This window comes from Thermaerobacter subterraneus DSM 13965 (genome assembly GCF_000183545.2).
In the GTDB taxonomy this organism is placed as follows: Bacteria; Bacillota; Sulfobacillia; order Thermaerobacterales; family Thermaerobacteraceae; genus Thermaerobacter; species Thermaerobacter subterraneus.
In genome coordinates this window covers 169218-190500 of the sequence record NZ_JH976535.1, presented here as the reverse complement: position 1 = coordinate 190500, position 21283 = coordinate 169218, and the positions used below count along the sequence as shown (strand labels likewise).

General features: G+C 72.6%; 16 protein-coding genes. 1 reads left to right on the top strand and 15 read right to left on the bottom strand.

The window, feature by feature from the left end:
* Positions 1-87: 87 nt before the first annotated feature.
* The 7 genes from cysS to THESUDRAFT_RS00860 all read right to left on the bottom strand — a co-directional run bounded on the left by cysS (position 88) and on the right by THESUDRAFT_RS00860 (position 9895).
* Positions 88-1677, bottom strand: coding sequence for a cysteine--tRNA ligase (gene cysS / locus THESUDRAFT_RS11945; protein WP_006902814.1), 1590 nt, complete (start codon positions 1675-1677; stop codon positions 88-90).
* 46 nt (positions 1678-1723) lie between these two features.
* The gene (gene cysE / locus THESUDRAFT_RS00885; protein ID WP_006902813.1) at positions 1724-2521 is read right to left on the bottom strand and encodes a serine O-acetyltransferase; all 798 of its coding nucleotides are present in this window, start codon (positions 2519-2521) and stop codon (positions 1724-1726) included.
* A gap of 702 nt (positions 2522-3223) precedes the next feature.
* Positions 3224-4435 carry a septal ring lytic transglycosylase RlpA family protein gene (locus THESUDRAFT_RS13785; protein ID WP_006902812.1) on the bottom strand — a complete coding sequence of 404 codons (1212 nt, stop codon included), beginning with the start codon at positions 4433-4435 and terminating at the stop codon, positions 3224-3226.
* Positions 4436-5144: 709 nt separating this feature from the next.
* Complete coding sequence (ispF, locus tag THESUDRAFT_RS00875) at positions 5145-6635, bottom strand: 2-C-methyl-D-erythritol 2,4-cyclodiphosphate synthase (RefSeq protein WP_006902811.1); 1491 nt, start codon at positions 6633-6635, stop codon at positions 5145-5147.
* Positions 6632-7756, bottom strand: coding sequence for a PIN/TRAM domain-containing protein (locus tag THESUDRAFT_RS00870; RefSeq protein ID WP_006902810.1), 1125 nt, complete (start codon positions 7754-7756; stop codon positions 6632-6634). The genes ispF and THESUDRAFT_RS00870 overlap by 4 nt, the downstream gene beginning before the upstream one ends.
* Before the next feature lie 273 nt (positions 7757-8029).
* Positions 8030-8530, bottom strand: coding sequence for a CarD family transcriptional regulator (locus tag THESUDRAFT_RS00865; RefSeq protein WP_006902809.1), 501 nt, complete (start codon positions 8528-8530; stop codon positions 8030-8032).
* A 246-nt stretch (positions 8531-8776) separates the two neighbouring features.
* The gene (locus THESUDRAFT_RS00860; protein WP_242823198.1) at positions 8777-9895 is read right to left on the bottom strand and encodes a DDE-type integrase/transposase/recombinase; all 1119 of its coding nucleotides are present in this window, start codon (positions 9893-9895) and stop codon (positions 8777-8779) included.
* A 195-nt stretch (positions 9896-10090) separates the two neighbouring features.
* On the opposite strand from THESUDRAFT_RS00860, the gene THESUDRAFT_RS00855 reads away from it, so the two are divergent.
* Positions 10091-10486, top strand: a complete 396-nt coding sequence (locus tag THESUDRAFT_RS00855) for a nucleoside triphosphate pyrophosphohydrolase family protein (RefSeq protein ID WP_006902807.1) — start codon at positions 10091-10093, stop codon at positions 10484-10486.
* Between the two features lie 458 nt (positions 10487-10944).
* Here THESUDRAFT_RS00855 and sat read toward each other — a convergent pair whose 3' ends face one another.
* The 8 genes from sat to THESUDRAFT_RS00815 all read right to left on the bottom strand — a co-directional run bounded on the left by sat (position 10945) and on the right by THESUDRAFT_RS00815 (position 20969).
* Positions 10945-12300 (bottom strand): sulfate adenylyltransferase, encoded by a 1356-nt coding sequence (gene sat / locus THESUDRAFT_RS00850; RefSeq protein WP_006902806.1) that lies wholly within the window; start codon positions 12298-12300, stop codon positions 10945-10947.
* A gap of 28 nt (positions 12301-12328) precedes the next feature.
* Entirely contained in the window at positions 12329-13060 is a 732-nt protein-coding gene (locus tag THESUDRAFT_RS00845) for a phosphoadenylyl-sulfate reductase (protein ID WP_242823197.1), read from the bottom strand.
* A 565-nt stretch (positions 13061-13625) separates the two neighbouring features.
* On the bottom strand, positions 13626-14693 hold the full coding sequence (disA, locus tag THESUDRAFT_RS00840) for a DNA integrity scanning diadenylate cyclase DisA (protein ID WP_006902804.1): 1068 nt from the start codon (positions 14691-14693) through the stop codon (positions 13626-13628).
* A gap of 43 nt (positions 14694-14736) precedes the next feature.
* A complete protein-coding gene (radA, locus tag THESUDRAFT_RS00835; RefSeq protein WP_006902803.1) occupies positions 14737-16134 on the bottom strand; it encodes a DNA repair protein RadA in 1398 nt (465 codons plus the stop codon).
* A gap of 148 nt (positions 16135-16282) precedes the next feature.
* On the bottom strand, positions 16283-18787 hold the full coding sequence (locus THESUDRAFT_RS00830; RefSeq protein ID WP_006902802.1) for an ATP-dependent Clp protease ATP-binding subunit: 2505 nt from the start codon (positions 18785-18787) through the stop codon (positions 16283-16285).
* A 21-nt stretch (positions 18788-18808) separates the two neighbouring features.
* Positions 18809-19882 carry a protein arginine kinase gene (locus THESUDRAFT_RS00825; protein ID WP_006902801.1) on the bottom strand — a complete coding sequence of 358 codons (1074 nt, stop codon included), beginning with the start codon at positions 19880-19882 and terminating at the stop codon, positions 18809-18811.
* Positions 19883-19894: 12 nt separating this feature from the next.
* Positions 19895-20479 (bottom strand): UvrB/UvrC motif-containing protein, encoded by a 585-nt coding sequence (locus tag THESUDRAFT_RS00820; RefSeq protein ID WP_051009214.1) that lies wholly within the window; start codon positions 20477-20479, stop codon positions 19895-19897.
* Positions 20415-20969, bottom strand: coding sequence for a CtsR family transcriptional regulator (locus THESUDRAFT_RS00815; protein ID WP_006902799.1), 555 nt, complete (start codon positions 20967-20969; stop codon positions 20415-20417). Before THESUDRAFT_RS00815 ends, THESUDRAFT_RS00820 begins: the two co-directional genes overlap by 65 nt.
* Between the last annotated feature and the right edge of the window lie 314 nt (positions 20970-21283).

The following is a 21283-nucleotide window of genomic DNA, read 5'->3' as shown; positions in this document are numbered from 1 at the left end:
GGCGCCCCCCGGCGCCGCCCCCTGTCGCGGGCCGGCGCCGGGGGCCCCGGATTCCTCCCCTGTCCCGGCCCCGCCCCGCCGGAGCCGTCACGGTCGCGCCCCCCGCGCCAGCGGCTCGGGGTGCTCCCGGCGGCGCACCCGCGTCCCCGCCGGCGTGTCTTCCAGGATGTAGCCCAGCTCGGCCAGGCGGTCGCGGATCCGGTCGGCCAGCTCGTAGTCACGGATGGAGCGGGCGTACTGGCGCACCTCCACCAGCAGGTCCAGCAGCGCCTGGGCATCTCCGGCCGGTTCGCCCGCGGCGCCGGTGCGGAACAGGCGCAAGGGGCGCCCCAGATCCCGGATCAGGTCCAGGGTGGCCTGGATCCAGGCCCGCGGGCTGCCGGGCCCCAGCGCTTTGTGGCCGTCCCGGGCCAGGGTGAAGAGGGCCGCCAGCGCGTCGGCGGTGTTGAAGTCGTCGTCCATGGCCTGCTCGAACTCGGCGCGAGCCTGGGCCAGGCGCGCGGGCCAGTCCACCTGTGCCGCCGGCACCAGGCTGCTCTCGGGCGCACCCGCCCGCTCGGGGGTCCCTGCCGCGGTCCCCACCGCGCTGCCGGGACCCTCCAGACCCCGGCGGGCTTCCGCCGGGTCGTCCTGCGCACCCCCGGAGGCGGCCCGAGCTGCCGGTTCGTCCCCCGCCGGCGCCACCGCCAGCAGGTGCTCCAGATGGGCGATGAAGTTGGTCAGGCGCTGGCGGGCCCGCTCGGCCTGCTCCAGGGCTTCCAGGCTGAACTCCAGGGGGTTGCGGTAGTGGGCGGAGAGGATGAACAGGCGGATCGCCTCGGGGTGGAAACGGGCGCGCAGGTCCCGGACCCGCCAGAAGTTGCCCATGGACTTGCCCATGCGCTGGCCGCCCACCTGGACCAGGGCCACGTGCATCCAGTAGCGGGCGAAGGGTTGGCCCGTGGCCGCCTCGCTCTGGGCGATCTCGTTCTCGTGGTGCGGGAAGACCAGGTCGCTGCCCCCCGAGTGGATGTCCAGGGTGGTGCCCAGCTCGTCCATGGCCATGGCCGAGCACTCGATGTGCCAGCCGGGCCGCCCCGGGCCCCAGGGGCTGTCCCAGGCGGGCTCGCCCGGTTTCTGGGCCTTCCAGAGGGCGAAATCCAGGGGGTTGCGCTTGTTCTCCGAAGCTTCGACCCGGGCACCGGCCAGCAGCTGCTCGGTACGCTGGCCGGAGAGCTTGCCGTAGTCGCGGAAGCGGGAGACGTCGAAGAAAACGTCGCCGTTGGCGACATAGGCGTAACCCTGGTCGATCAGGCGCTGGATCAGGCCGATGATGGCCCCGATCTTCTCCGAGACCCGCGGGTGGACGTCGGCCCGGACGATGCCCAGGGCGTCGGCGTCCTCGAAGTAGGCCCGGATCTGCTCGTCCGCCAGCTCCTTGACGCTGATCCCCCGCTCTGCGGCCCGGCGGATCAGCTTGTCGTCGATGTCGGTGAAGTTCTGGATGTAGCGGACCCGGTACCCGCGGTACTCCAGCCAGCCGCGCACCACGTCAAAGAAGAGGAACGTGCGCAGGTTGCCTACGTGGAAGTAGTCGTAGACCGTGGGGCCGCAGTTGTACATGCGCACCCGGCCGGGCTCCAGCGGCTCGAACGGCTCCTTCTGTCCCGTCAGGGTGTTGTAGATCTGAATGGCCATGCTCGTCCCCTTCCTCTGTCCCCTTCCTTGACCCCTTCACGCCCGGCTACTGCCCGCAGGCCGCTCCCGCCGGCCGGCGGCCGCGTTCGTCCGATTCAAGGGCCGCGGGTGCAGCACCCGGTCGCCCGGCGCCCTGCGGTCCCCCGTTGACGTGCTCGCGGGTGGCCGCGGCCCTTTCCTGCTCCAGCGCCGCCCTCTCCTGTTCCAGGGTCAGCAGGCGATGTTCCAACTCCTCCACGTAATCCTGCAGGCGCTGGATCGCCTCGGACACGGGGTCGGGCAGCTCGCCGTGGTTCAGGTCGACCCCCACGCGGCGGCCGTCCCGGATCACCACCTTGCCGGGGATCCCCACCACCGTGCAGTTGGGGGGCACCGGCTTCACCACTACGGCGCCCGCACCGATCCGGCAGTTGTCACCGATGGTGATGGCGCCCAGCACCTTGGCCCCCACCCCCACCAGGACGCCGTTGCCCAGGGTGGGATGACGCTTGTCCCGCTCCTTCCCCGTGCCGCCCAGGGTGACCCCCTGGTAGATGGTGACGTCGTCGCCGATCTCCGCCGTCTCCCCGATCACCACGCCCAGGCCGTGGTCGATGAAGCACCGCCGCCCGATGCGGGCACCGGGATGGATCTCGATCCCCGTCAGCCACCGGGAGAAGTGGGATATTCCCCGGGCAATGAAGTACAGGCGGCGCCGGTAGAACCAGTGGGCAATGCGGTGCATCCACAAGGCGTGCAGCCCGGGGTAGAAGAAGACCACCTCCCAGACGGAGCGGGCGGCGGGGTCGCGCTCGAAGACCACCTGGATGTCTTCCCTCAAGCGTTCCAGCAGGCGGCGCAGCATGGGCTCCACCCCCAAATGAAAGGGCCCTTCCGCCTTCAGAGGCGGGAGGGCCCGCGGTTCCACTCTGATTGGGTGCCGGTCCCGCGGCGGGACGGCCGGTCACCCCCCTCCTGCCGGCCCCCGGGCCACCACCTCCACCGGCTCGCAGCCGAACCACCGGCGGAGGCCGTGGCATCCCGCCCAGGCGGGAGCCCGGCAGCACCCGATAACGGCGGGCATCCGGCGACGCCTACTGGGCCGGCCAGAAGGCCCCGGCCAGGCCGGGGCGCCGGAATCCGGGCAGGGTCGAACCCGGCCCGGAGAGCCGGCCGTTGGGCGCGCAGCTCCCGGGTGCACTTCGGCAACGCCCCGGCCGGGGACCGCTTCCAGCCGGCGGCGGTCCCTCTCTGGCGGCGGAACGCGCCTACTCTCCCGTTCGTCACCTGTGTCGCAATGATCGTCGTGCCAATTGCCATGCCAGCGGCGCCGGAGCCGGCGACCGGAAGTGTGGCGCCTGCCGGCCTGCCAGCGACTGGCTTGCCGTCATTATAGCCGCGGCCTTCCACCGGGGTCAACGCGCCGTGGTGCGAGCCAAAGGGCCCCCGGGGCGGCCCCTGGGGCACGCCCGGCGGCGGCCCCGGCGGAGGCCACGGCGGCAGCCCCGGCGCCCCGGCAGCGGGACGGGCCGTGCCGCGCCCCCTTGCCTGCCGGGCGCCCGCAACGTCACCCGCCCCAGCGCAGCACGCGGTACATCACCCGGGCCACACCGGCGGAGATCATGCCCAGGGCCTCGGCGGCCGCCTCCGACAGGTCCAGGTCGCGGCCCTCCACGTACGGCCCGCGGTCGTTGATGCGCACCCGCACGCTGCGGCCGGTTTCGGGGTACGTCACCAGCAGCACGGTGCCGAAGGGCATCGTCCGGTGGGCCGCGGTCATTTCCCGGCCGGTGAAGATCTCGCCGCTGGCGGTGGGCCGGCCATAAAAACCGGGCCCGTACCAGGAAGCGACGGCCGGAATCCAGTTCGGCCCAGCGCCCCTCTCCGCTGCAGGGGCGCCCGCGTCCCGGTCGAAAGGGGCCTCGTCCTGCTCCTTGCCTGTCGCGGCACCCTCCTGGCTGCGGGACGGGTCCTGCGGGGCGGCAACGGAGCCCGGCTCCCCCGGCCCATCCCCTCGGGAGGAACCGCCCCCGCCCCCCGGCCCGCTCTGGCCATCAGCTTCCTGGTCAGCGGCTGCCTGGGCCGAAACCTCAGCCCGCAGGCCGGCATCGGGGATCAGCGCCACCGGATCCGGCAGGGCACCGGCGGTGACGGCACCGGCGGTGACGGCACCGCCCGCCCCGGCCCCCGCCTCCACCCCCTCCCCCGCGAGGGCGGGGATGCTTTCTCCGGCCGGCCGTGGCCCGCCACGCCCGGCCGGTCCCGGGGCGTCATCCACTGGACCGCCCCCCTCCCCGTTGCCGCCGGGAGACAGGGTCGGCCAGGCCTCGCCGGCGGCCATCTCCGGCAGCACGCTCCACCCGCCGGGGTTCAGCTGGGGCAGGGCCGGCGGCCACCAGCCCGCCAGCTGCCGGTGTAGGTCCTGCCACACGGGCTGGACCGGTGTCGCCGTGGCGGCCACGGCATCGCGCGCCGCGGCGACGGCGTCGTCCAGACGGGGCAGGGCCGCCTGCCCCCACTCCCTCAGGCTGCCGGCGGCACCGCGCCACTGGGCACGGGTATCGGCCGCCAGAAAGGCCGCGAAGTCGTCAAGCCGCTGCACCTGTTCCCATACGTTGCCTACCCAAGCGCCCGCGGCGCCCGCCACCGCCACCGGCTCCGCGACCGCGGAGCGGGGCGGTGCGACGGCCGCCGGCCAGGCACCACCGGCGGCTGCCCCCATGGCGAGCACCAGCAGCATGCCGCGGAGAGCTCGCCCGAGGGCCCTTGCCGTCTCCATGCCTTCACCCTCCCCACTGCGGGGGGCCATGGCATCCGCATCCTCCGGGAGCGGTCCAGCGCCGGTCCGGCCACCGTCCCTGCTGGACAGTCACCATCCTGGCCGGCGGGCAGGCCGGGGCGAAGGTCGTCAACGCCGCCGCCGGCGCCGCCCTGCCCCGCGGGGTCAGCCCTCGGTGGGCGGGTGGTCGGGCCCTGGCCCCTGATGCCGGCGCCGGCCGGGGTGCGGGTAGAACCCTGCCATGGCTCCCCCTGCCGGTGCTGGCACAATGCGCCAGCAGGACCAAGTCTGGCCGGAGCGGGCGTTTTCTATGCGGGCCCCCCAGGCCCCGGCCCGGCGCAGCGGGCTCGCAGGTGAGAAGCCCGGACGGTGTCTCGCGGGGAAGCCAGGACAGTGATGGCGGGACGCCGGAGCAAGGGAAGGGGGATTACGAGCAGGCAGGTGAACAGGAGGTGGCCATTAGGCCGGCGCTCGGCGAGGGGTGCCGCGCCCTGCTTGCCGGGGGCAGCGGCGCGGGAAAACCGGGCGCGGGAAGGCGGGGAGGAACAGGTGCCCCGCCGGGCCCATGAGCCCGCAAGGGCACCTTGCCCGCCCGGCGGCGCCGGGAAGGGGCGGGCCGGGCAAAGGGCCTGGCCGGCCTGGCCGCACAAGCCTGGTGTCCCCGCGGGACGGCGTCCGTCGGGTGCTCAGGGTGCGGCAGGACGCCTGTTCAGGGCGTGTCAGGCCGCCGCAGCAGCACGGCCACGGCCATGGCCGCCACGCCCTCCCGCCGCCCGATGAAACCCACCCCTTCATTGGTGGTGGCCTTGATCCCCACCGCGCCCACCGGGACCCCGAAGGCCGCCGCCACCGCCTGCCGCATGGCCGCCACATGGGGCCCCAGCCGGGGTTCCTCCGCCACCACGGTCAGGTCCAGCTGCGCCGGCTCCCAGCCGTGACGGCGCACCAGGCCGGCCACCCGGGCAGCCAGGGAGGCGCTGGAGGCGCCGGCCCAGCGGGGGTCGCCCGGCGGGAACCAGTGGCCGATGTCGGGCAGGCCGGCCGCCCCCAGCACGGCGTCCATGGCCGCGTGGAGCACCACGTCGGCATCGGAATGCCCTTCCAGGCCTCGCTCCCAGGGGATCGGCACACCTCCCAGCACCAGCGGGCGGCCCGGCGCGAACCGGTGCACGTCGTAGCCGAAGCCGACCCGCCAGGGCAGGACCGCCCCAGGTCCGCCGCCGCCCCAGGGCCCGCTGGGGGATCCGGCCTGGTCCGGCACGGGCTGTTCCGCGGCGGCCTCCGCCCCCGACGCCGGCAGCCGGGATGTGCCCCCCGCGGGGTGGCGGGCCGGACCAGGGGCCTGCTCCTGCGCCTGCACCAGGTGGGCCGCCACGGCAAAGTCCACGGGCCAGGTCAGCTTGAGGTTGGCGGGGTCCCCCGGCACCACCGCCACCGGCACCCCCAGCCGCTCCAGGATGGCGGCGTCGTCGGTGAACCCCTGCCAGCCGCGGCGGCGAACCTCCTGGTGGGCTGCCCAGATCAGGTCCAGGCGGAAACCCTGGGGTGTCTGCACAGCCCGCAGGCGCCAGCGGGGCAGGGTGGATGCCACCCACTCGGGCAGGGAACCCCCGGCCGGGTCCGCGCCCGCCGGGTCTACCGGCAGGGCCGCACCGGCCCCCTCCCTCTCGCCCTCCCCGGCTCCGGGCTCGGGGCCGGGGGGATGGCCGGCCACCTCCTTGATGGTGTCGCCCACCGGCACCGCCGGTACTGCCGCCCCGTACCGGCCGGCGGCCGCCAGCACAGCGCGGATCAGGTTCGGGGTGACCAGGGGGCGGGCGGCGTCATGGATCAGGACCCAGGCCGGCGGCCGCGGCCCCTCCGCCAGGCAGCGCAGGGCTGCGTAGACCGAATCCTCCCGCTCTGCGCCGCCGTCCACCAGCTGCACCGCCACGCCGGGGGGCAGCCAGGGGCGCACCCGCTCCTCCCAGAGAAGACGCTCCTCGGGGCGCAGGGCCACCACCAGCCGGCCGATCCCCGCGGCCGCCAGGGCCTGAAGGGAGCGGGCCAGCACCGGCCGGCCCGCCAGATCCCGGAACACCTTGTTCAAGCCGCCGCCCAGGCGGGTGGAACGACCGGCGGCGGGGACCACGGCGGCCACACCGCCGGCCAGGGCGGTGGCCCCACCGGCCACCGTCACCGGTTCATCCGGACGGGTCACGGCGCCGCCCGCCCCATCACCCGGGGCCGTGCGAAGATCATGCGCCCGGCGGCGGTCTGCAGCACCGTGGACACTTCCACGTCGATGCGCTGGCCGATGTACCGCTTGCCGCCCTCCACCACGATCATGGTGCCGTCATCCAGGAAACCTACGCCCTGGCCCGCCTCCTTGCCCTCGCGGATGATCTGGACCTCCATGGACTCGCCGGGCAGCACCACCGGCTTGACGGCGTTGGCCAGCTCGTTGACGTTGAGCACCGGCACGCCCTGCAGGCCCGCGATCTGGTTCAGGTTGTAGTCGTTGGTGACCACCTTGCCGTTGAGCCGCCGGGCCAGCCGCAGCAGCTTGGTGTCGACGTCGTCTCCCTCCACGTCGCCCTCGTAGATCTCCACGGGCACGGACGATTCCTGCTGGATGCGGCGCAGGATCTCCAGGCCCCGCCGTCCCCGGTTGCGCCGCAGGGTGTCGGCCGAGTCGGCGATGCGGCGGAGTTCTTCCAGCACGAAGCCGGGCACCACCAGGGTTCCCTCGAGGAACCCCGTCTCGACCACGTCGGCGATGCGGCCGTCGATGATGGCGCTGGTGTCCAGGACCTTGTACGAACCGGCCGGCCGGGATGGGGCGCGGTCCCGGTCCCGCTCCCGCTCCCGGTCCCGCTCCCGCCCCGGTCGCGGCAGGGCGGCCAGCAGGTGAACCAGGTCATCCCGCCGCTTGACGGCCACCACCGCCCCCAGATAGGCCAGCAGCACCGCGAAGATGGGGGGCAGCAGCGGGCCCACCACCGGCACCAGCCCCAGAGGGCCGCTGAGCAGGTTGGCGATGACCAGGCCCGCGATCAGCCCCAGCACCCCGGCCAGGGTGTCCTGGATGGGCGTTCGCACCAGCCGGGATTCGACCCACTGGGTGAACTGGACCACCTGCTGCCAGATGCGCAGGGCCGCCGCATACCCGCCGAGGCCGCCCAGCAACAAAAAAAGAACCATGATTCCGTATGTCCACTGGCGGGGCAGCTCGGCCAGGATCTGTAGCGACTCCTGCTGCAGCAGCCCATAGTAGGCCAGCCCCAGGCCGCCCAGGGCACCCAGGACGGCGAAGGCCAGCCGGATGGACCGCATGCGCACGCCTCTCGCCTCCCTTCGGTCGGCCCCATGTCGCCGTTGGCCCGATGGATCCGCGAGGGGATCCGCGAGGCGCCCGCCACTGCAGACTGCCCGGCGCCTGGCGGCGGGCCGGCCCGTTCCCGGATCCCGCTCTCCGGCCCCCCAAAGGACTTCGCCCCCTCAGCCTCCTTTGGGCGGGTCTGTGGCAGTCTCTGGCGGGTGCAGTTCGATTATACCCCCGCGTAGGCCCCCGCACAGGAAGGGCGACGCCGGTGCCGACGGCCGGGTCCCGGTTTACGCCCCGCCCGCCGGCTCGGCCGCCCCGAGGTGCCGTTCCACCAGGGCGTCGGCCTCGTCCCGCCCCATGCCGCCGGCCAGGGCCAGCTCGCTGACCAGGATCTGGCGCGCCTGATCCAGCAGCCGCCGCTCACCCCCGGACAGGCCGCGGGCCTTCTGGCGGGCGCTGAGGTTGCGGACGACCACGGCCACCTCCAGGATGTCGCCGCTGCGCAGCTTGTCGGCATGCTCCCGGTAGCGGTGGTTCCAGTTGGAGTCCAGGGGTGGAACCGGTTCACACAGGGCCTCCAGCACCGCCGGCACCTGGTCCGCCGGGATCACGGGCCGCAGGCCGCTCTGCGGGGCGCTGGCCGTGGGGATCATAAGCCGCATGTCCCCCACGGGCAGCCGCAGGATGTAGTACCGGTGCCGTTCCCCCAGCACCTCCCGTTCCTCGATGGCCTCGATGACGCCCGCGCCGTGCATGGGATAGACGACGCGATCCCCCACCTGGAACACCGCCTCACCTCCCAGGGCCGGGGCCGGGGCCAGGGCAGCACCACGGCTCCCGCTCCCCCAGTGTACACCAGGGAGACCCCCTGCGGCAAAAGATTGAATTTATCACCCTGATTAAGCCCCGTCAACGGACTCTTTGGGACTGGCTGCCCGCCGGCGCCCCGGGAGCCCAGGCCTTGACGTGTCAACTCAGCTAAAAATGTTACCCAACGGGTCCTGATCACTCACGTAAGGATGTTACCGAACACCTCAATCGGCGGACATGGTCGTTTCCGGGGGTTGCTGGAGGCCAGCGATCAGGTCGTCCAGCTCCCGATGGAGCTTTAGGGGGTTGAGAGACTGGCGAAGGGCCAGCCAGCGCGCCCGTTCCTCGGGCGAGAGCACGTCGCGCTCGAGGATGCGATCCAGCGGGGGCCGGGCGGCGTCGTAGGATTTGCGCACCCGGGCGCCCTCCCGGACCTTGTTCTTGAGCTTCCGGGTTGGGAGGAACAGGTTGGCGTAGAGGTCCAAGCGGGCGTAGAGCCGGTTGAGCTGTTCGACCTGCTCGGGGCGGTCGTAGCGGGCATAGCCGACGATCTCCCGGACCAGCTGGCGGTTGCGCTGCTCGACGTGGGCGTTGTCGTTCTTGCGATAGGGGCGGCTGCGGGTGAACGTCAGGTGGTGCGCTTCGGCGTACCGGTGCAGGTGATGGTTGACGAACTCCGCGCCGTTGTCGGTGTGCAGGCCCCAGACGGGATAGGGCCATTGGGCGATCAGGTCCTGGATGGCTTCGTGGACGGCGCGCTGGCTTCGGCCGAGCAAGGCGCGGCGGCGGCTCCAGCCCGTCACGATGTCGACCATGCTGAGGGTGTACGCGTACTGGCCGGCGGTCGAGCCGCCGTTATGTTCGACCAGATCGACCTCCAAGGCCCCGGGCCGGGCTTCGTCCCAGTCGTAGGTGGCCATGGGGATCTGGCTTTGCAGCAGCCCCGGTCGCGGACGAGGAAGCCGACGGCGCGGCTTGGGCGAGGGCATCGCAGCGAGGCGGCGGGCCAGGGTGGCGCGGCTGATCTGCCGAAGGGCGTCGCGAACGGCCCCGGTGAGGACCACTTCCCCATGGGCGGCCAGGTGCTCGGCCATGGGCAAGAGGACCGGGTGAAGCCGTTCGGCGCAAGGGTAGTCCAGCGCTTCCCAGACCCGCGCGATGACCGGCAAGGCCTCCAGGTAGCGCAGGGCCCGCTTGCGACGGCGCTTGGCCGGGGCCGGCGGCGTAGCCTGTCGGAGGACCCGGATCGCGTACTTGCGGTGATACCCACAGACTTGCTGGACTTCGTTCAGGATCTCGGTGCGTTCCCGGCGGGTTCGGGCCGCCCAATACCGTTCTCGCATGGTGGCGAGATACTCCCGGCGGCTGGCGAGCGACATTGGCACAGCACGTCCCTTCGGTAAGATTTCTCCGTGAGTGATCCGGGACCCCTTCGGTTACATTTTGGCTGAGTGATTGCGCTTGATTGACGCGCCTTTCCCGGGGTGCCTATAATAGCGCCAGGCCGTGGGGATGCCCGTGCAAGAGGGGTGACGCGGTTGAAGGACCTGTTGGTGGATGAGTTTCAACACGCGGTGGCCGACTGCCTGGTACGTCACCGCAGCGTGTTGGACGTCCTGTCGAAGTTTCAGGAAGCCAACGCCCGCGTACACCGCGCCGTGGCCAAGGCCGTAACCAGTTGTGGCTGCATCAGCATCCACGCGCAGCGGCCCAAGATTCCCGCCCAGAGCACCCTCCGGGACTTGAAGAGCTATATGGACGACCATGTCGACGGGACGCTTTGCGAAAGCTGCCGCGAGGTCCTCGAGGAGGAACTTGGCAAGCAGCTTTTTTATTTGGTCGCCCTCTGCAACCTGTTCGACATCAACACCTTCGACCTTTTCATCAAGGAGAACCGCAAGCTCTCCACCCTGGGGATGTACCACATCTCCTGAGGGCCGGACTTCCCGAGCCGGATCCCCTGCCCGGGCTGGCAAGCCGGGACCCGGGACGCAGCAGCGGCGGGGACGGCTGCACGGCAGAAGCCGGGCAAGAGGGGAACGCCGGTTCCGTGGCCGGACGGGGTTGCGCGCCCGCGGGAACTTCCCCGCTGCACCCGTTGCAGGACGGTGCCGGTTCCGGCCGCGAGGAGGCGGAAGCTTGTTCCGCGTCACGGCTGCGGCCCGCACCGCGGCCGCTAGCTGGCGCGGCCACGGCTAGCTGGCGCGGCAGCAACGGCCACCCACGCCGCGACCCGGAGGCGGTTCCCGCCGCAAGGGGATCGCCCACGCTGCGGCCGGAAGGCGGCAGCCGCAGAGGACACGATTGGAGGGCAGGGGGCGGCACCCCGGGGTGCCGCCCCCTGCCCTCAAGCCCTCGCACGGAAACCCGCGCCGGCCGCACCCGGCGCCGTTCAAGCGCCCTGGGCCGCCAGGGCATCCCGCAACAGCTCCGCCACCTCCGGCCGGGTGAACTCGGGCGGCGGCAGCTCGCCGGCCCGGAGCATGGCCCGCACCCGGGTACCGCTCAGATGGAGGCGGTCGGCGGGCGGGTGGGGACAGGTCTTCACCGTGGCCATGGCTCCGCAGCGCCGGCAGTAGAAGGCGTGCTCGAAGCGCAGGGGGATGACGCCCAGTTCCTCCGGCGCGAAGCGGTCGAAGATGCGATGGGCCGCGTAGGGGTCGTAGTAGGAGCCCACCCCGGCGTGGTCGCGCCCCACGATGAAGTGGCTGCAGCCGTAGTTCTTGCGGATCAGCGCGTGGAAGAGGGCCTCCCGCGGGCCGGCGTAGCGCATGGCCGCCGGGAAGGCCGCCAGGACCACCCGCTCCTGGGGATAGTAGGCCCGGACGGCCACCCGGTAGCTTTCCAGCACCACGTGCCGGGGCAGGTCGTCGGCCTTGGTCTCCCCCACCAGCGGGTGCAGCAGCAGCCCGTCGACCATCTCCAGGGCGCACTTCTGCAGGTATTCGTGGGCCCGGTGGAGGGGGTTGCGGGTCTGGAAGCCCGCCACTAGGCGCCAGCCCCGCCGGGCGAAGAGGCGACGGGTCTCCGCCGGCTCCAGCACCCACTCCCGGGCCCAGGTGGGCTGGCGCTCAAACACCACCACCGGCCCGCCCGCGCACCAGTCGCTCTCCCCGGCCAGCCGCGCCACCCCGGGATGTGCCACATCGGTGGTTCCGAAGACCAGCACCGCCTCCCGCTGCCGGTCCCGGCGGAAGACGTCCCGGACCTCCATGAGCCCGCAGGGCCGGCCGCCCTCATCCACCAGCAGCACCGCCGGCGCTCGCCGCACGGCCTCCACCTGGTCCGGCGGGACGGACAGCACCACGGGCAGCGACCACGGCAGGCCCGAGGCCAGCCGCATGGCGTCCACGCAACCGTGATAGTCTTCTGCGGTCATGAATCCCTCCAGCGGGCTCAGGGCACCGGTGGCCAGAAGCTCCAGGTCCGAGCGCTCCCGGGGCGAGAGCAGCAGCCGGGGCAGGCCGGCCGCCTGGGCCGCAGCCCGCCGCTCCGCCGCCAGGGCGGGGTCATCCACCAGGCGCCGGCAGAGGCGCCCGCCGTGGGGTGGAACCAGCCCTTCCTCCCCCGCGTCCACTCCCAGCTCCGGCCCGGCGGCCCGGGGTGAGCCTGGCGCCTCCACCTGCGGCGCGGCGTGGCCGGCGTCCCTCGCTTCATGGGTTCCGGTTCCTGCCGCGGCCGGTCCACCGGCTCCCTGCGCCCGGCCCCGGGCCGTTCCGCCGGCTCCGGTTCCTTTCCATCCCGTCATGCCACCTGTCTCCCCTTCCGCCCTGCCGTCAGGCATGCAGGCCGCACTCCGTCTTGTTGAACCCCGCCCAGCGGCCGGCCCGCGGATCCTCCCCCGGCGCCACGGGGCGGGTGCAGGGGGCGCACCCGATGCTGGGGTAGCCGTGGTCGTGCAGGGGGTTGTAGGGCACGCCGCGCCGGAGGATGTAATCCCACAGCTGGCTGCGGGTCCACCGGGCCAGGGGGTTGACCTTGATCAGGCCGAACCGGCGGTCGGCCTCCACCACCGGAGCGCCGGCCCGCTGGGGCGTCTGCTCGCGGCGGATGCCGGTGACCCACGCGTCGAAGCCGGCCAGGAACCGCTGCAGGGGTTCCACCTTGCGCAACCGGCAGCAGAGGTCCGGGTCCCGCTGCCACAGGCTGGGGCCGTGGCGCCGGGCCTGTTCTTCCAGGGTGAGAAGGGGCCGGACGGCCACCGGCTCGATGCCGTAGTACTCCGCCACCCGCCGGCAGGTGGCGTGGGTTTCGGGAAAGTGCAGGCCCGTGTCCAGGTAGAACACGGTCACGGCCCCCAGCTTGCCGGCGGCGGCCGCCATGTCGATCAGGGCCACGTCTTCCGCCTGGAAGCTGCAGGCCAGGGCCAGCCGGCCCGGAAAGCGGTCCAGGGCCCAGCCCAGGATGGCCTGGGGAGACGCCTCTTCCAGGGAGCGGGCCAGGGATGCGATCTCTTCCTCCGGCAGGGCCAGGGGGCGCGGCGCCTGCGCGTTGGCCAAGGTCTCCACCTCCCGAGGTTGGAGCCAGGTCCCGGTTCCGCCCCGCGAGGCCAGGGCTCGCGACCACGGCCGTGGCAGGGGGCAGGGGCAGGGCGAGCCGCTCCGCGTAGGCCCGGCGGGGCCATGCGCAGGTGGAACCGGGACCGGTGGGGCAGGGCGGCCGGAGCCCCGGCCGGGGTGCCGGCCCGCCCTCACCCGCATTAGCCTAGTGCGCAGGCGGGGCAAAGGTGCAGGGAAGCCGGGCAACCGGCCCATCCTGGGCGGCCCGGGGGCGGAGCCGGGCCCCGGCGGACCGGGACCCGCCCTGGCTGCACGCCGCGCCGGTTCACGTTCTGGGGGGTGGGCGCTATGGTAAGGCCACCTCCCGCGAGCCAGGCGCCAGGCCGCACGGGCGGTCCGGAGGCGAGGCTGCGCCCCGGCGCCGGTTCGCCCTCCGGGGACCGGGCGCCAAGGCAAGGCCGCCTCCCCAATCCTGGCGCCAGGCCCCAAGGGGGCCGTCAGGCGGCTTGCGGAGGAGGGGGCGCAGGATCCGCCGGCGGGTCGCAGGGGGGCGGGCGGCGACGGGGCTTAAAGCTCAGTGGCGCCGCTCGAGGAAGGCCTGGTCCTGGAGCCGGCGCAGGCCATCCTTGATGGCCCGGGCGCGGATGCCGCCGATGCCCTCTACTTCGTCCAGCTGGTCGACGGTGGCGGCCAGGATGCGGGGCAGCCGCTGGAAGTGGCGGACCAGGTTCTCGATCACCGCGGCGGGCAGGCGGGGGACCTTGTGCAGGATGCGGTAGCCCCGGGGGGTAAGGGGGGATTCGTCGTCCTCCTGGGCGGCGTAGCCGAGGCAGCGCGCCACCGCCGCCCGCTGGGCCAGTTCCTCGGGCGAGAGGGCGTGCAGGGCGGCAAGGGCCTCCCGCTCGGTGCCGGGCTCGGCCACGTAATCCCACACCACCAGCCGGTACTCGTTTTCCAGGCCGCTCAGCAGCTCGTCCAGCTGCAGGCGGACCAGCCGGCCCTCGGTGCCCAGCTCGACGGTGTACCCCTCGATCTCCTGGCCGATGCGGCGGACCTGCTCGGCCCGCCCCAGCACGTAGGCCACGTCGCCGGCGGTGACCAGGTCCTCGAACTCCAGCACCGTCAGGTGCCCGAGGGCCTGGAGGAACACGGCCCGGTAGCGCTCCAGGGTGGCCAGGGCCTGGTTGGCCTTGGCCAGCATCAGGGCGGGATCGCGCAGCACGTAGCGCAGATCCCCCCGGTAGACGGTGATCACGTTGCGGCGCTGGGAGATGGCGATCACCAGGGCGCCCGTCTGCCGGGCCATGCGCTCGGCGGTGCGGTGGCGGATGCCCGTCTCGAAGGACAGCACCCGCGGGTCGGGGATCAGCTGGACGTTGGCCCGCACGATACGCCGCCCGTCGGACGAGAGGATGATGGCCCCGTCCATCTTGGCCAGCTCGTAGAGGTGGGCCGGGGTCAGCTCCACGTCGAGCTCGAAGCCCCCGGAGCACAGCTCCAGCACCTCCGGGCCGTCGCCCACGACGATCAGGCCCCCGGTGCGGGCCCGCAGGATCTGGTCCAGGCCCTCCCGCAACCGGGTGCCGGGCGCCAGGCGGCGCAGGGCGGCCATCAGGCTGTCCTTGCGGTCGTCGGCGGTCATGGCAGCCTCCTCGCTGGCGGGCCGGGCCAGCCTGGCCCGCCTCCTAGCCCACGGTGGCGGCGATGGCTTCTTCCACCCGCTGCACGGGCACCAGCTCCAGCTCGCCCACCACCCCCGCCAGGGCCGGGGTCAGGTTGCCCCGGGGCAGCACCACCCGGCGGAAGCCCAGGCGCTGGGCCTCCCGCAACCGCTCGTCAACCCGCTGGACCGAGCGCACCTCGCCCGCCAGCCCCAGCTCGCCGATGACCACGGCCTCGGGATCGGCAGGCCGGTCCCGGTGGCTGGAGGCCAGGGCGACCGCCAGGGCCAGATCCAGGGCCGGCTCGTCCACCCGCAGCCCGCCTGCCACCTTGAGGTACACGTCACAACCGCCCAGGTGGAGGCCGGCCCGCTTGTCGAGCACCGCCAGCACCAGGGCGGCCCGGCCCAGATCCAGGCCCGTGGCCACGCGGCGAGGGTTGCCGTAGGGGGCCGGCGCCACCAGGGCCTGGATCTCCACCAGCAGGGGCCGCGTCCCCTCCACGGCGGCCACCACCGCCGAGCCCGCCGCCCCCCGGGGCCGCTCGGAAAGCAGCCGCGCCGACGGGTTGGCCACCTCCGCCAGGCCGCGATCCTGCATCTCGAACAGGGCGATCTCGTGGGTCGCCCCGAAGCGGTTCTTGATGGCCCGCAGCAGGCGGTAGGCGTGGTGGGCGGGCGATTCGAAGTAGAGCACGGCGTCGACCATGTGCTCGACCACCCGCGGCCCGGCGATGGTCCCCGCCCGCGTGACGTGGCCCACCAGCACCAGGACCACCGGCAGCCGCTTGGTCACCGCCATCAGAAGCGCCACGCTCTCCCGGACCTGGCTGACGCTGCCCGGTGCCGAGGCCACGTCGGGGTGCGCCAGGGTCTGGATGGAGTCGATCACCGCCAGGGCGGGCTGGTAGCGGCCGATGGCCTCCGCCGCCTGCAGGGCGTCGGTGGTGGGCAGCACCGCCAGGTCCGGGGCCAGGGCTCCCAACCGCTCCGCCCGCAGCCGTACCTGGGCGGCCGACTCCTCTCCCGTTACGTAAAGCACCGGTAAGCCGCGGGCAGCCAGGTGCTGGGACACCTGCAGGAGCAGGGTCGACTTGCCCACCCCGGGGTCGCCGCCCACCAGTACCACCGACCCCGGGACGAACCCGCCCCCCAGCACCCGGTCCAGCTCCGCCATGCCCGTGGGCAGCCGCGGCTGCCGGCCGGCATCCACCTGGTGCAGGGCGATGGGCTCCACCGGCTCCGTGGCCGCAGCCAGAACGCCGGCCAGGGCATGACCGCCGCGGCGCCCGCCACCTCGGGCGGGCGCCGCGGCCCGTTCTTCCACGAAGGTGTTCCAGGCGCCGCAATCGGGGCAGCGGCCGAGCCACTTGGGGCTCGCGTGGCCGCAAGCCTGGCACGTGAAGACGGTGCGCGAGGCCACCGCCGTCCTCCTTCCACCGGCCGGCCGCCTACCGGCGGGCTGCCTGCGTGGCCGGCCACGGGGCCCGGGGGTTCGCGCCCGGGCCTGGCCCCCGGGACCCGGGCCGCACGCCGGACCCCCGGCAGGGGCGATCCCGCAGAGGCCTGCCCTACTGGGCGGCCGGTTCGTCCGCGCCGGCCGGGCCGCCGCCGGCCGGAGCCGCCGCGCCCGCCGCCACCTTCTCGCCCTGGCGGAAGACGATCTTGCCCTCGGCGTCCACGTCGACCAGCACGGTGTCGCCTTCCTTGAAGCGGCCCGCCAGCATCTCCTCGGACAGCGGGTCCTCCACCAGCCGGGTGATGGTGCGGCGCAGCGGCCGGGCGCCGTAGACCACGTCGGACCCTTCCTTGACCAGCTTGCGCTTGGCCGCCTCGGTGACCTCCAGGGCCAGGCCGTGTTCCTTGAGCCGCTCGGCCACGCGCTTGAGCATCAGGTCGACGATCTTCATCAGGTGCTCTTCCGTCAGCGCGTGGAAGACGATGAGCTCGTCGATGCGGTTGAGGAACTCCGGCCGGAAGGTCCGCTTGACCTCGTCCATGATCTTGCGCTTCATGTCCTCGTAATCGGGCGCCTCCTGCTCGGCGGCCTGGAAGCCCACCCGGCCCTGGCGCCGGATCAGGTCGGCACCCACGTTGGAGGTCATGATGATCACCGTGTTGCGGAAGTCCACGGTGCGGCCCTTGGCCTCCGTCAGGCGGCCCTCCTCCAGGATCTGCAGCAGCACGTTGAAGACCTCGGGGTGGGCCTTCTCGATCTCGTCGAACACCACCACCGAGTAGGGCCGGCGGCGCACCTGTTCGGTCAGCTGCCCGCCTTCCTCGTAGCCCACGTACCCCGGCGGCGACCCCACCAGGCGCGATACGGTGTGCCGCTCCATGTACTCCGACATGTCGAGGACGATCATGGCGTCCTCGTCGCCGAACAGCGCCTCGGCCAGGGCCTTGGCCAGCTCCGTCTTGCCGACGCCCGTGGGCCCCAGGAAGATGAACGAGCCGATGGGCCGCCGCGGGTCCTTGAGGCCGGCCCGGGCCCGGCGGATGGCCCGCGCCACGGCCCTGACGGCATCGTCCTGGCCGACGATGCGCTCGTGGAGGATCTCCTCCAGCTTGAGCAGCCGCTCGCTCTCCGCCTGCTCCAGCCGGCGCACCGGGATGCCCGTCCAGTTGGAGACGATCTGGGCGATGTCGTCGGCGGTGACCACGATCTTCTCGTTGAGCTGCTGCTGCTGCCACTCGCTCTTCTTCCGCTCCAGCTCCTCCACCAGCTTCTGCTCCTGGTCCCGCAGGTTGGCGGCCTTCTCGAACTCCTGGGACTGCACGGCCGCCTCCTTCTCCTTGCGGATCTCCTCCAGGCGCTGCTCGATCTCCTTGAGCTCGGGCGGCGCCACGAACGCCTGCAGCCGGGCGCGGGAGGCCGCTTCATCGATCAGGTCGATGGCCTTGTCCGGGAGGAACCGGTCGGAGATGTAGCGGTCCGCCAGCTTCACCGCCGCCACGATGGCGTCGTCGGTGATCTCCACCCGGTGATGCGCCTCGTACCGGTCCCGCAGGCCGCGGAGGATCTGGATGGCGTCCTCCACGCTGGGTTCCTCCACCATGATGGGCTGGAAGCGCCGCTCCAGGGCAGCGTCCTTCTCCACGTGCTTGCGGTATTCATCCAGCGTGGTGGCGCCGATGGTCTGCAGCTCGCCCCGGGCCAGGGCCGGCTTGAGGATGCTGGCCGCGTCGATGGCCCCCTCGGCGGCGCCGGCCCCGATGATGGTGTGCATCTCGTCGATGAACAGGATGATGTTGCCGGCCCGGCGGATCTCGTCCATGACCTTCTTCAACCGCTCTTCGAACTCGCCCCGGTACTTGGAGCCGGCCACCAGGGCGCCCAGGTCCAGGGCCACCACCCGGCGGTCCTTGAGGATCTCGGGCACCTTGCCCTCAGCGATGCGCTGGGCCAGGCCCTCGACGATGGCCGTCTTGCCCACGCCGGGTTCCCCGATCAGCACCGGATTGTTCTTGGTCCGCCGGGAGAGGATCTGGATCACCCGCTCGATCTCCTTGTCCCGGCCGATGACGGGATCCAGCTTGCCCTCCTCGGCCATCTGGGTCAGGTCCCGGCCGAAGTTGTCCAGCACCGGGGTGGTGCTCTTCTGCCGGCGCTGGCGGGCTGCGGGGGCCGGCGCCGCGGTGCCGCCCAGCAGCTTGATCACCGTCTGGCGCACCCGGTCCAGGTCGGCGCCCATGTTCTCCAGGACCTTGGCCGCCACGCCCTCCCCCTCACGGATGAGCCCCAGCAGGATGTGCTCGGTGCCCACGTAGTTGTGGCCCAGCAGCCGGGCCTCCTCCGGGGCCAGTTCCATGACCACCTTCTTGGCTCGCGGCGTGTAGCCGATCTCCCCCTGGATGGGGCCGTTGCCGCGGCCGATGATCTTCTCCACCTCGGCCCGGACCTGCTCCAGGTTGATACCCAGGCTCTGCAGCGCCTTGGCGGCGATGCCCGTGCCCTCCCGGATCAGGCCGAGCAGCAGGTGCTCCGTGCCGACGTAGTTGTAGTTCAACCGGCGCGCCTCTTCCTGGGCCAGCAGGATCACCCGCTGGGCCCGCTCCGAATACCGGCCAAACATGGGCGGACCCCCCTCCACCGGTCACTGGGTAGTTTTCCGTAGCGCTGCGGCGATCCTCTCCCGGATCAGCCGCGCCCGGAGCAGATCCCGCTCCCGGGCATCCAGTTCCTTGCCCGCCAGCTTCTGCAGGCAGGCCGGCCGCGTCAGCACGATCAGCTCGTTGAACACCTCCGGCCGCACGTGGGAGAGAACGTTCAGGTCGATCCCCAGGCGCAGGTCCGAGAGCAGCCGGATCGCCTCTTCCGACGAAATGGTCCAGGCGTTGGTCAAAAGGCCGTAGGCCCGCATCACCCGGTCCTTGACCCCGTCCTCGTTCTCCCGGTAGAGCCGCTCCCGGGCGCTGCGCTCCTGATCCAGCAGCTGGCGGGTGAACCCGATCAGGTTGTCGATCAGCTCCTCCTCCGACGGCCCCAGGGTGATCTGGTTGGACACCTGGAAGACGTTGCCCAGGGCCTCGGTGCCCTCGCCGTACAGGCCCCGCACCACCATGCCCACCTTGCCCAGCTGGCTGAGCAGGCGGCCCGCCTGGCGGGCCAGCACCAGCCCCGGCAGGTGGACCATCACCGACGCCCGGATGCCCGTCCCCAGGTTCGTCGGGCAGGTGGTCAGGTAGCCGCGCTCGTCGTCAAAGGCGTAGCGCACGTGGGCCTCGATCACGTCATCCACCCGGGTCGCCACGGCCCACGCCTCGTGCAGCTGCAGCCCGCCCAGCAGGCACTGGATGCGCAGGTGGTCCTCCTCGTTGACCATGATGCTGATGGAGCGGTCGTCGTTGAGGATCACGGCACCCGTGGCCGCGTTGCGGGCATGCTGCGGGCTGATGAGGTGCTGTTCCACCAGCACCCGCCGGTCCAGGGGGCTGAGGTCGGCCATGCGCAGCAGGGTGAACCGGCCCAGGCCCGCTGCCGACAGGTGCTCGGTCACCCCCTCCATCAGCCGGATGATCTCCTGGCCTTGCTCAGGGCCCAGCAGGGTGGGGAACGGGTAATCCTCCAGGTTGCGGGCCAGGCGGATCCGGCTGGAGAGGACCAGATCCGCAGCGGGCCCGCCCCCCTCCATCCACCGCACCCGCTGGACACCCGGGTTTGCCGTCATGTCCGGTCCCTCCTAACGGCCGGGTGCGGTGCCCGGCGGCGCACTGCCGGGACCACCCGGCGGCGCCCCGGGCCCGGCGGTACCCGCCCAGCCCTCGCCCGCCCGCACCCGCTGCTCCAGCTGGCGGATCTGGTCGCGCAGGCGGGCGGCTTCCTCGTATTCCTCCCGCGCCACGGCCTCCCGCAGCCGGGCCCGCAACTGCTCCAGCTGCCGGCCCAGCTGGACCCGGCTGCCGGCCCGGGACGGCACCTTCCCCCCGTGACGAACCTGCCCCTGGATCCGCCGCAGCACGGGCTCCAGCTGCTGGCGGAAATCCTCATAGCAGTGGCTGCACCCCAGGAGCCCCGTCCGGGCGAACTCCCGGTAGCGGAGACCGCAACGGGAGCAGCGCAGATCCTGCACCGTGCCCGCCGGCGGCTGCCATCCTTCCAGCAGACCAGCCAGCAGGTTGTGGATGGAAAACTGGGGCTCGAAGAAGAACTCGTGCTCGTGCCGCTGGGCGCAGTGGGCGCACAGGTGCCGCTCGGTCTTCTTACCGTTGATGATCTGGGTCAGGTGCACCGTGGCCTTGCGCTGCCCGCACTCGTCGCAGAGCATCGCCACCGCCTCCGTCCTCCCGGGTAGGCTCCCCGCCCTTGAGCAGCTCCAGCACCATGGCCTTGAGCAGGCGGGCCCGGACCATGTCCCGCCAGGGCAGGTCGACGGCCAGGGTGTTGCGGTCCACCGCCGCCCGCATCAGCGCCGCCTCGCGGCGGCCGGCGATGCCCTCTTCCTCCAGCCGCGCGATCAGCGCCTCGGCCCCGTCCTGGTCGATCATGTCGCCCACCCAGCGGTCCAGCACGTCCAGCAGGTTGCCCCGCTCCGCCAGCGGCAGCCGCACGATGCGGATGAACCCGCGGCCGCCGCGCCGGCTCTCGATGGCGTAGCCGGCCGCCGGCGTGAAGCGCGTCTCCAGCACGTAGTTGATCTGGGAGGGTGCGCAGGCGAAGCGGGCCGCCAGCTCGCTGCGCTGGAGTTCGAGCACCCCGCCCGCCCGCTCCAGCTCCCGCTTGAGATATTGCTCAATCAGGGAACACAGCGATGCCATGGCTCCTCCTCCCCGCTTGGCCCCACCAGCACCCGCGGGCCCGGGCGCCGCACCCCTCCCGGTGGCCCGGGCCCGCCTGGCGGGCCCCGCGGCCTGAGCGGCCCTGTTTGACTATCTTTGACCTTTCGCCCTTATTATAGGAATCCCCCAGAGGCGCCACAAGGGGGCAACCCTGGACATTCCCACCCGCAGCTGCCAGCAAGAGGTCACGGGCGGGCGGGTCGTGGCGGTGGGATGCGCCCCCCCCCACCGTCGCCACCGGCTTGCCGCGTCGGGCCCGGCTTGCCGGCCGCCGGCACTCCGGCAGCCCCGGG